The sequence below is a fragment of the Curtobacterium luteum genome, assembly GCF_014646995.1.
Taxonomy (GTDB): domain Bacteria; phylum Actinomycetota; class Actinomycetes; order Actinomycetales; family Microbacteriaceae; genus Curtobacterium; species Curtobacterium luteum.
The window spans coordinates 216,449-227,256 of sequence record NZ_BMOI01000005.1 but is presented as its reverse complement, the minus strand read 5'-3'; the positions used below and the strand labels follow the sequence as shown (position 1 = coordinate 227,256).

General features: G+C 74.1%; 6 protein-coding genes and 1 pseudogene. 3 read left to right on the top strand and 4 right to left on the bottom strand.

The genetic code is table 11. The features are described from left to right. Positions 1–158: 158 nt before the first annotated feature. Positions 159–3,389, bottom strand: a complete 3,231-nt coding sequence (locus tag IEY20_RS07955; protein WP_175328605.1) for an ATP-dependent DNA helicase — start codon at positions 3,387–3,389, stop codon at positions 159–161. A gap of 110 nt (positions 3,390–3,499) precedes the next feature. After that, positions 3,500–6,655 (bottom strand): ATP-dependent helicase, encoded by a 3,156-nt coding sequence (locus IEY20_RS07950; RefSeq protein WP_175328547.1) that lies wholly within the window; start codon positions 6,653–6,655, stop codon positions 3,500–3,502. A 168-nt stretch (positions 6,656–6,823) separates the two neighbouring features. Between IEY20_RS07950 and IEY20_RS07945 the strand changes: the two genes are divergently transcribed. Together IEY20_RS07945 and IEY20_RS07940 are read left to right on the top strand one after the other, a co-directional pair. Beyond that, positions 6,824–7,048 carry a DUF3107 domain-containing protein gene (locus IEY20_RS07945; RefSeq protein WP_031274521.1) on the top strand — a complete coding sequence of 75 codons (225 nt, stop codon included), beginning with the start codon at positions 6,824–6,826 and terminating at the stop codon, positions 7,046–7,048. A gap of 1 nt (position 7,049) precedes the next feature. After that, positions 7,050–7,346 (top strand): hypothetical protein, encoded by a 297-nt coding sequence (locus IEY20_RS07940; protein ID WP_022905056.1) that lies wholly within the window; start codon positions 7,050–7,052, stop codon positions 7,344–7,346. A gap of 161 nt (positions 7,347–7,507) precedes the next feature. Here IEY20_RS07940 and IEY20_RS07935 read toward each other — a convergent pair whose 3' ends face one another. Further along, positions 7,508–8,221: a ferritin-like fold-containing protein gene (locus tag IEY20_RS07935; RefSeq protein ID WP_229727944.1), complete on the bottom strand. Its 714-nt coding sequence runs from the start codon at positions 8,219–8,221 to the stop codon at positions 7,508–7,510. An 84-nt stretch (positions 8,222–8,305) separates the two neighbouring features. Between IEY20_RS07935 and IEY20_RS07930 the strand changes: the two genes are divergently transcribed. Continuing rightward, positions 8,306–9,778 (top strand): DEAD/DEAH box helicase, encoded by a 1,473-nt coding sequence (locus tag IEY20_RS07930; RefSeq protein ID WP_175328546.1) that lies wholly within the window; start codon positions 8,306–8,308, stop codon positions 9,776–9,778. A 100-nt stretch (positions 9,779–9,878) separates the two neighbouring features. Here the strand turns inward: IEY20_RS07930 and IEY20_RS07925 are convergent. Then, a pseudogene (locus tag IEY20_RS07925) lies at positions 9,879–10,752 on the bottom strand (PHP domain-containing protein). Between the last annotated feature and the right edge of the window lie 56 nt (positions 10,753–10,808).

Sequence of the window (10,808 nt, the reverse complement as noted above, 5' to 3'; positions counted from 1 at the left end):
CGGCGACCTGCGCACGGCACGTCGTGACCGCGCGGCGACCCGCGCACTGCACGGCGCGACCGCCTGGAGGCACGGTGCCGGTCCCGGGGCCGGCACCGGGCCTCCAGGCGGTACCGACGCGTGCAGGGAGCCGCACCGCGGCTCGCCGCAGGCGGGCCTCAGCCGATCGCCTCGCGCCACGCCCGCTCGAGGCCTACCCGGTCGAGCAGTTCCGTCGGCCGCACCTCGAGGTCGTCCGCGACGAAGTAGAACACCGCGTCGACCTCGTCCAGCGGGCGGCCGGTGAACTCGGCGTAGGCCACACGGTAGAGCGCGAGCTGCAGTTGCCGCGCCGCGAGGTCGTCCTGCCCGGTGGGCGCCTTGCCCGTCTTCCAGTCGACGACCTCCGCCCGACCGTCGATCTCGTAGACGGCGTCGAGCTTGCAGATGATGCTGTGGCCGAGGAAGGGGATGTGGATCTCGCGCTCGACCTCGATCGGCGTCCGGTCGGCCCACCGTGACCGTGCGAAGGTCTCCTGGAAGGCGGCGAGCCGGCGGGCGTCGTCGTCGGTGACGGGTGCTGCGACCGAGGCGTCGGGCAGGTCGTCGGCGTCGAGGTCGGCCTCGCCGTCCCAGAGGTCCAGCACGTCGCCGCCGAGGGTCTCGAGCGAACCCCCGGACCTCGCCCGCTGTTCCACCCACTGGTGGAACAGCGTGCCGAGGCGTGTCGCCCGGTACGGCCGCTCCGGCATCGGTCGGCGGAGCCGCTCCGCCACCGTGTCCGGCTCGGCGAGGTAGTCCTTGAAGCCGGACGCGGGCACTCGGTGCGGCACGATGACGGTGTGTCGCGCGCTGCGGACCGCATCACGTTCGGCGAGGAGCAGATCGATGTCGGCCGCGAACCGACCGGCAGCGCCCGGGTTCGCGTTCCGCACACGCTCGGCTGCCGCCAGCACGCGGGCCTCGCGGTGCCCGAACGGCAGGTGCGGCCACGACTGGGTGGCGCCCGACTCCCCCAGCGGGTCGTGCTCGTGGTGCGACTGCTCGGGCACGGCACCGGCCGGCAGGACGCCGGCGTCCGTGAGGTCGGCGAGGTACCGGCTCGGTGCGGTGGGCTTGACGCCGCCGGACCAGAACGACCCCGACACGAGGAGGTCGTGCCGCGCACGGGTCAGCGCGACGTAGGTGAGCCGCCGCTCCTCGTCCTCGTTCCGGGACTGCACCTCGCCCTTGAACGCGTCGATGGCGTCACGGACGTCCTTCTGGGTCTCCTGTCCGCGCCACGCGAGCCGCGGGAGCTCGTCGGCGTCCCCACGGAACTCGTAGGGCAGCCGGCCGAAGCCGATCCACCCCGAGGAGCCCTCTTGGGGCCGCGCCGGGAGGCCGCCCTCGACCATCCGCGGCACCGCGACGGCGTCCCACTCGAGCCCCTTCGAGCCGTGGATGGTCAGGATCTGGACCGTCCCGGCCTCCGGCTCCTCGGAACGCGGGCCCATGTCGTCCCGGCGTGCCGCCGCGTCGATCCACCCGAGGAAGGCTCCGAGGTCCGCGCGGTCGTCGGTCGCGACGAAGCCGGCGAGCTCGTCGAGGAAGGCGTCGAGGAACGCCTGGCTCCCCTGCTCGTGCGCCGCGACCTCGATGTCGAGCCGCATCTCCTGCACGACCAGCGTCACGAAGTCGACCAGGTCGCCGCGTGCCCGCTGCCGGAGCGCCTGTAGCTGCTGCCCGAGGGCGCGCATGCGCTGCCGCCCGGCCGGGGTGATGCGGTCGAGCGCGCCGTGCTCGTCGGGGGCCGTCGCCACGAAGTCGAGCGCGTCGACGACGGACCCGTGCTCGCCCGCCGCGACCGAGGCCCGGAACGCCGCCGTCAGGTCGTCGTCGAGGCGCTGCTGGGTGTGGTCGCGGCCGAACAGCCACTTCGCGAGGTCGTGCAGCGCCGCGATGTCCGCCGCGCCGACCCGCCACCGGGCTCCGGCGAGCAGCCGGATGAGGTCGTTCCCCGCGGCCGGGTCGTGGAGCACGCGCAGGCACGCCACGAGGTCGACGATCTCCGGCCGCTGCAGCAGCCCGCCGGTCCCGAGGACGTGGAACGGCACCCCGAGGTCGCCGAGCGCCCCGGTGAAGGCGGCGAGGTCCTTCCGTGCGCGCAGCAGGAGCGCCATCGACGCCCGCGGGTCCCGCTGACGGTGTGCCCGGAACCACGCCGCCACCGCTGCTGCCTCCTCCGGCAGGGTCTCCGCGAACACGACCTCGACCGACCCGTCGTCGGCACCCGGACGGGCTGTGAGCCGTTCGACCGCGACCTCCGACGCCTCGGACGGCGGCGCGACGACGGCGTTGGCCGCGGCGAGCACGTCCACCGGGTTGCGCCAGCTCGTCGACAGCGGGAACGTCACCGGCGGCTCGGAGCCGGCGGAGCCGAAGTCGCGGGGGAAGCGTCCGAGGTTCGCCGCGCTCGCCCCGCGGAAGCCGTAGATCGACTGGTGCGGGTCGCCGACCGCCATGACCGGGTGCCCCTGGAACAGCCGAGCGAGGAACCGGGTCTGCACGACCGAGGTGTCCTGGTACTCGTCGAGGAGCACGACCCCGAAGCGCCGACGGAGGTCGTCGACCACCCGCGGAGCCGACTCCGCCGCGGCGAGCGCCAGTGCGATCTGGTCGGAGAACTCGACGAAGCCACGGTCGACCTTCTGCCGACGGAACCGCTCGACGAGGTCTGCCAGGGGCTCGAGCCCGCCGACCGCGGCGACGGCCTTGACGACGTCGGCGTACGGCTTGCCGCGGTTGCCCGGCAGCTCGAGCACCCCGGCGAACTCGATCGCGAACCGGCGGAGCTGCTCGGGCTCGACGAGGTGCTCCGACGCGGCCCCGGCGAGCGCGACGACCGCCGCCGTGATCGTGTCGACGTCACGGTCGAGCCCGGCCAGCCGGTCGTCGCGGGCGTCCACCACCACCCGGCGGGCGAGCTGCCACGCCGAGGGCTCGGTGAGCACCTGCGATTCGCCGTCGCGACCCACGAGGAGCGCGTTCTCGCGGAACACGGCGTTCGCGAAGGCGTTGTAGGTCGACACCGTGGGCGCTTCGAAGGCGTCGCCCGGGGTGATGAGGCCGACCTCCTCGAGCGCCCGGATGCGGTCGTTGATGCGGACCGACAACTCGCCGGCGGCCTTGCGGGTGAACGTCAGGCCGAGGACCTCGTCGGGGCGGACCATCCCGTTCGCGAGGAGCCAGACGACCCGGGACGCCATCGTCTCGGTCTTGCCGCTCCCGGCACCGGCCACGACGAGGGCCGGGGCGAGGGGCGACTCGATGACGGCGCGCTGCTGCGCGGTCGGGCGAGGACGGCCGAGGGCGTCGGCGATCTCGTCGGCGCTGCGGGGCACCACGGGGGCGTCGGCTGGCGGCTGCACGGCACCGATCTGCTGGGTGCTGTCCTGGTCGGTGCAGGCCGGCTCGGTGCCGGCCCGGTCGGTGACGGCAGCCTCGGCGCCGGCCCGGTCGGTGTCGGCTCGTTCGGTGCTCACCAGGTGACCTCTCCGACGACGTGGATCCGGCACTCGGCCCCGGTCCGGGACTGCTCGCAGTGGTCGTCGACGTTCGCGAGGAACGTGCGGCCGGCCATCCCCCGCGCCACGGCGTGCAGGCGTTCCCGGTAGGCCGCTCGGCCCTGCGGGTCGAACGCGTGCTGTGTCCGCTCCGAGCAGGCGTGGTCGCTCCTGGCGTTCTGCACGAACACCAGCCGGGCGTCCGCCATCGGGGACCCGGCCGGGATGCCCTCGACCGCGCCGTCCTCGACCGCGAGCTGGTAGGCGCCGAGCTGCGGGTGCTCGGGCATGTCGTTCTTCTCGCTCGGCATCGACCGGCCCGTCTTCAGGTCGACGACGCTGATCCGTCCCTCCGTGTCGACCTCGATCCGGTCGATGCTCCCCCGCATCCGCGCCGGACCGGTCACCAGGGAGAACGAGGTCTCGGCGCCGAGGAGTCGGCGTCCGGCCGCGGCGAACGTCCGGAGGTAGTCGCTGAGCCCCTCGATCATCCGGCGGGTCCGGGCGCGCTCACGGTCGGCCACCCACGGCGACTCGAAGGTGAGCTCGTCCCACCGGGCGTCGACGTGCGCCCAGAGCGACTCGACGTCGACGCTCGTGGCGTGCTCCATCGCGTCGTGGACGATCGTGCCGATGCCCATCGCCGGGCTCGGCGCCGATCCGCCGAAGGTCTGCACGAACCAGTGCACCGGGCACTCCTCGAACGTGCCGATGCGCGACGGGGAGACGGCCACGGTCGGCGGGACCACGGGACCGCCCTCGTACTCGGGAGCCGGCTCCGCGTCGAGGTCGACGAGGGGGGCGTCGGTCGTCGGCTCGGCCAGGCCGTACCAGTCGTCGGGAGCCGCACCGGGCACCTCGGCGGCGGCGAGCCGGGCGAGGGCTGAGGCGGCCTCGTGGTCCCCGGAGGCCACGACGCGCCGACGCAGCGACCCGGCGAGTCCGCGGAGCGACAGGGGGTGGACGGACGCGGCCCGGTCCGGCGGCACGGGGACGAGCCGGACGAACGGCGAGGGCGATTCGTCGTCGTTCGCGACCGTGCCGATGACCACCTGTGTCGTCGCGCGGGACACGGCGCGGGCGAACAGCCGGAGCTCGTCGGCGATCACGGCCGCCCGGTCGTCCACCGCGGTCCGTTCGCTGCCCTCGGCCGCACGGACGAGTCCGTCGGGGTCGAGCAGACTGCCGCGGACCCGGGTGTTCGGCCAGACGCCGTCCTGCAGTCCGAAGACCACGACGACGTCGCACTCGAGCCCGACCGTGGCCGACGGAGTGAGGACCCGGACCCGGCCGGCCGTGCGGTCCGGGCCGATGGAGTCCTCCGGCAGGTCGGCGTCGAGCAGGTCGTCGACGAACACACGGGCGGGGGCGTCCGGGGTCCGCTCGACGAAGCGCTTCGCGGCGGTGAAGAGCCCGACCACGGCGTCGAGGTGCCGGTCCGCTTCACCGGCGCCGACCCCGCCGGCCTCGGACTGGGACCGCCAGACCCCCGCGAGCCCACTGCGTTCCCACAGCCCCCAGAGGATCTCCTCGATGCTGGCGTCCGCCGCGGCGTCGGCCCGTGCCTGGACGAGGCTGCGGGCCAACCGCGTCGCGCGCCGGGCGAACCCCGCGTCGATCGTGGCGAGGCGTTCCGGTGCACCCAGCGCCTCGACCAGCAGTTCATCGGCGGAGCGGGCACCACCACCGGCCAGTTCCTCACGGCGCAGGGCGAGCCGCAGCCGACGCATCGCGAGCGTGTCGAGGCCACCGAGCGGCCCCGTGGCGAACGCGGTCGCCAGGTCGGCGTCGAGCGGGAGCACGCCCAGGGCGACGGCGGCCGCGTCGAGGAGCGCACGCGCTGCCGAGTCGTCACGGACCCGCACCGGCGCGGCACCCGCGGTGGCGGGGACTTCGGCCACGGAGAGCGCTCGGACGAGCTCGGGGATGGCCGCTCCGCTGCGCGTGACGACGACCATCCGGTGCCACGGGACGCCGTCGAGGAGCCGGTGTTCGCGGAGCCGACGGGCGATCGCGACGACGAGGGCCGCCCGGCTGCTCCCCTGCACGTGCACGACCGCGTCCGGGCGGGCATCCGCGACCGTGGCGACGGCGGTGCGCTGCCGTCCGGCGGCCGCGGTGCCGATCCGCGCCGTGATGCCGGAGACGAGTGCGCGGACCGGCTCGGCGTGGCGGTGCACCGTCCCGAGGACGACCTGCTCGACGTCGGCGACCCCGAGCCGCGCGCCGAGACGACCGAGCACGTCGGGCACCGCGCCGCGGAAGGCCGACGCGGCGATGTCCGGGTCGCCGAACGCGACGACCTGCACGCCGGACCGCGCGAGGGCGCCGAGCAGCGCGATCTCGCCCTCGACGAGCTCCTGCGCATCGTCGACGACGACCGTGCGGAGGGCTGCCACGGCCGGCGGCACCTCGCCCCGGAGCACCGCGGCGGTGGCGTAGGCGACGAGCTCGGCCGCGTCGAGGGCGGTCGCGCGGAAGGCGGTCAGCGCAGCGCGGTAGCCGTCGACGAAGTCCCCGACAGCACGCCACTCCGGACGGCCGGTGTCGTCGCCGAGCTCGCGCATGTCGTCCGGTTCGATGCCGGCGGCCACGGCGCGCATCATCACGTCACGCAGCGCCGTGCGGAACCCGGCGCGCTCGCGCACCACGGCCGTGATCGGCTCGGGCCAGTCCGGACCGGTGCCGTCGGTCTCGTGCCCGGCGAGGAGGTCCGCGATGATGCGGTCCTGCTCGCCACCGGTGAGGAGGGTCGGGACGTCCTGGCCCTGGGCCACCGCGGCGTGGGCGACCACCTGGAACGCGAGCGAGTTCACGGTGCGGGCGAGGGCCCCCGGGACCACACGGTCCACCGCGGCCGCCAGACGGTCACGGAGCGCCGTCGCTGCGGTGCGTGCGGAGGTGAGCGCGAGCACGGTCGCGTGCCCGTCCGGCGAGACGGCGTCTGCACCGTCCATCCGGCCGGCGACGAACCGCGCGAGGGTCGTGGTCTTGCCGGTCCCCGGCGCACCGATCACGGCCGCGTGCCGACCGACGGGCAGCGCCAGCACGGCCGCCTGCGCCGGGTCCGAGGTCAACGCGCGCGCGACGGCCGCGTCGTCGGTGGTGGGCGTGAGCGTCGTCCGGGGCACGCTCGTACGGTACCCACGACGACCGACACCCGCGTCCCCCGACACGGACGGCCGGGGAGCGCGTCCGGCAAGCCGGTGCGGGGCCGCGGACGCTCGTGCACGCAAGGCTGCCGTGCGCTCGCGGCGAACGCCCGGAGCAACCCGGGAGCACCCCGCTACGCTGAGGTCGTGGACATCAAGATCGGCATCACGAACAGCCCGCGCGAGATCGCGTTCGAGAGCGCGCAGACCGCTGACCAGATCGAGCAGGCGGTGTCGGAGGCCCTCACGGCGAAGGCCACGCACCTGTCCCTCCAGGACGAGAAGGGCCGTCGGTTCATCGTGCCGGTCGCGTCGCTCGCCTACGTCGAGGTCGGCGCGGAGGAGTCTCGTCGCATCGGCTTCGTCGCCTGACGTGGAGCTCCTCTTCGCCGTGCTCGGCGGCCTCCTCGTGGGCGCCGTCGTGCACGTCGTGCTGCCCTGGCGGACGAGCCGGGGCGCGCTGGTCGGGCCCGTCGTCGGCGGAGTCGCCGCCGCGGTGCTCTGGGAGGCCCTGACCTGGGCGGGCTGGCCGTACGACGGCGGGTGGATCTGGGTCGTCGCGCTCCTCGGCTCCGGGGTCGTGGCCGCCGTGGTGGCATGGGTGCTCGGCCGTCGCCGGCGGGCCGCTGACGAGGCCTTCTACGAGCGGGTCCGCGCGAACGGCGCCTGAGCCCGCACGAACGGCCCCGCACGAACCGCGGCCGAACCCGCACGAACGGCTTCGCACGAACCACGCCCGAACCCGCACCGAACGGCTCCGCACGAACCGCGACGCACGGTCACCGTGCGTCCGCCCCCGTCAGGCCGTGAGCCCGAGTGCGTCCGCCCCCGTCAGGCCGTGAGTCCGAGCGCGTCCTTCCGCCGGCTGTGGGCCGCGATGAGCTCGGTCCAGACCGGCTCGAGTCGTGACTGGTCCTCGCGGGCGTGCGACGCGAGCGCCGACCGCGCCACGAGCAGGGTGTCGCCGACGAGCCGCCGGCCCCACATCGCGAGCCGGGAGCCGACGCGCGGGTCGTCCTCGATGTGCGCCGTGAGCTCCTCGACGACCGCCGCCTCTTCGCGCGCGTCGAACACGGTGCGGAGCCGCTGCCGGACGTCGATCGGGAGCGAGCGGAGCAGGCTGTCGAAGAGGTCGTTGAGGATGCCGGCGGTGACGTAGCCGGTGAGCATCGACTCGTACCAGTCCGCGCCGCTCGTCCGCTCGAGGAACCGGTCGATCGCCTCGCGGTGCGGCGCCATGAGCTCGGCCGGGTCCTGCCCGATGCGCTCGATCTCCGCGACGATCGTGCGGTGTCGCTCGAGGGCGGTCGTCGCCAGGACGCCGGTCACCAGGCGACCCGAGAGCGTCGGCGCCGCGGCACCGGCCCGCCCCATGGTCTCGTACATCGACAGCTGCAGGTACGCGGCCTGGCCGAGGTAGACGTCGAGCTCGGGGCTGACGTCGTCGAGCTGGAGCCGCTCCCCGGACGCGTTCTTCGGGTTGCGCGACGCGAGCCACGCAGCTGCGAGCTGCGCGGCGCGTTTCCGGTTCCACCAAGACACCACGCCAGCAGCATAGGGGGCCGGACCCGGGACCCCGGTCGGCGTCGGTAGACTGGGCGGGACTTCCACCAGGACTAAGGTGATTCTTTGACTTTCGCAGACCTCAACATCGAGCAGGACATCGTCGACGCGCTCGCGACGAAGGGCATCATCGAGCCCTTCCCGATCCAGCAGCAGACGATCCCGCTCGCCCTGACCGGGCAGGACATCATCGGTCAGGCCAAGACCGGTACCGGCAAGACCTTCGGCTTCGGCCTGCCCCTCATCCAGCGCCTCGGCACCGACCCGGAGCACGGCGTCAAGGCGCTCGTCGTCGTCCCCACGCGCGAACTCGCCGTGCAGGTGACCGAGGACCTCGAGCTCGCCACGTCGAACCGGTCGACCACGATCGTGTCGATCTACGGCGGCAAGGCGTACGAGGGCCAGATCGAGCAGCTCAAGGCCGGCGCGCAGATCGTCGTCGGCACCCCGGGTCGACTCATCGACCTGCAGCGCCAGCGACTGCTCGACCTCTCCCACGTGCAGGAGGTCGTCCTCGACGAGGCCGACCGCATGCTCGACCTCGGCTTCCTGTCCGACATCGAGCGGATCTTCCAGGCCGTCCCCGACGTCCGGCACACGATGCTGTTCTCGGCGACGATGCCGGCGCCGATCGTCGCACTGGCCCGCCGCTTCATGAGCCGCCCGGTGCACATCCGCGCCACGGACCCCGACGAGGGTCTGATGCAGGCGAACATCAAGCACGTCATCTACCGCGCGCACTCGCTCGACAAGGACGAGGTCATCGCCCGGATCCTGCAGGCCGAGGGGCGCGGCAAGACCGTGATCTTCACCCGCACGAAGCGCGCCGCCGCGAAGCTCGTCGAGGAGCTCAAGGACCGCGGGTTCAACGCCGCGGCCGTGCACGGCGACCTCAACCAGGAACAGCGCGAGCGCGCCATGGCCGCCTTCAAGGCAGGCAAGCGCGACGTGCTGATCGCGACCGACGTCGCCGCCCGCGGCATCGACGTGGACGACGTCACGCACGTCATCAACCACACGATCCCGGACGACCCGGACACGTACCTGCACCGCGCCGGCCGCACGGGCCGAGCGGGCAAGACCGGCATCGCGGTGACGTTCGTCGACTGGGACGACCTGCACAAGTGGACGCTCATCGACAAGGCGCTCGAGTTCGGCATCCCCGAGCCCATCGAGACCTACTCGTCGTCCCCGCACCTCTTCTCCGACCTCGACATCCCCGCCGGGACGAAGGGTCGCCTCCCCGGCGCGTCGGCGCACGCCGCGTCCGCCGGCACCGCCGAGACCAAGGGCGGCGGGCGGCAGGGCGCGTCGCGTTCGCGTTCGCGCAGCCGGACCCGGTCTGGAGGCTCGGCGCCGGCCCGCAGCGAGCAGTCGGACGCGCAGGCTCCCGCGGCCGCACCGGCCGAGGGTGGCGCTGACGAGTCCGCGACCGGTGACGGCGCCGCCAAGCGCCGTCGTCGCCGCCGTCGCCGCAGCGGTGGCGGTTCGTCCGAGGCGACCGCCTCGGCACCGCAGGCAGCCGGCGAGGGCGAGTAGCGCCTCCAGGCCGAAGGGTCCGTCGCACACGCGACGGGCCCTTCGTCGTCCCCGCCCGCCGGAGCAGCCGGCGCGGAGGTGGGCTGCGAGGCGGCGCGGGTCAGGACAGGCGCGCGTCCGGGCCGGACACCGGCGCGGAACCGGTGGCCTCGCCGACGATCGCGTCGAACGCGACCAGGGCGGTGCGGTGCTCGCCGAGCCGGTTCGGCTTGCCCGTGCCGTGGTAGTCGCTCGACCCCGTGACGAACAGGCCGTACCGTGTGGCCCAGTCGAGCAGCGTGCGCTTGCCGTGGGACACGTTCTCGCGGTGGTCGACCTCGAGCCCGCCGAGTCCGGCGTCGACGAGGGTCCGGAGCGCGTCCTCGTCGATGACGATGCCGCGCGAGGACGCCGCGGGGTGCGCGATCACCGGCACGCCACCGGCAGCGCGGATGAGCTCGACGCCGCGCAGGGGCGAGGGGGCCTCGTGCGGCTCGTAGTAGCCCGACGCGGGGTGCAGGATGCCGCGGAAGGCGGCACTGCGGTCCGACTCGAGACCGCGGGCGACCAGCGCGTCGGCGATGTGGGGCCGCCCGATGGTCGCGCCGTCGCTCGCCTGCGCGAGCACGTCGTCCCAGGTGAGCGGGTGGTCCTCGCCGATGCGCTCGACCATGCGTCGGGCGCGCTCCAGCCGACCGTCGCGGATCCGCGTCGTCTCGGCGACGAGGCCCGGGTCCGTCGGGTCGACGAGGTAGCCGAGCACGTGCACGCTGCGGTAGCCGACGCGCGTGCTGAGCTCCAGCCCCGGGAGCAGTGTGAGCGGCAGCTGCCGGGCGGTCGCGATCGCCTCGTCCCAGCCCGCCGTCGTGTCGTGGTCGGTGAGGGCGACGCCGTCCAACCCGGCGGCCGCCGCGGCCCGCACGAGTTCGGCAGGGGCGCTCGGTGCCGTCGGACACGCTCGAGTGCGTGTGCAGGTCGATGAACGGATCGGGCACTCCTCAATGCTATCCACAGGTGAACGCGCGCACAGGCCACGGACCCCGGGACGGTG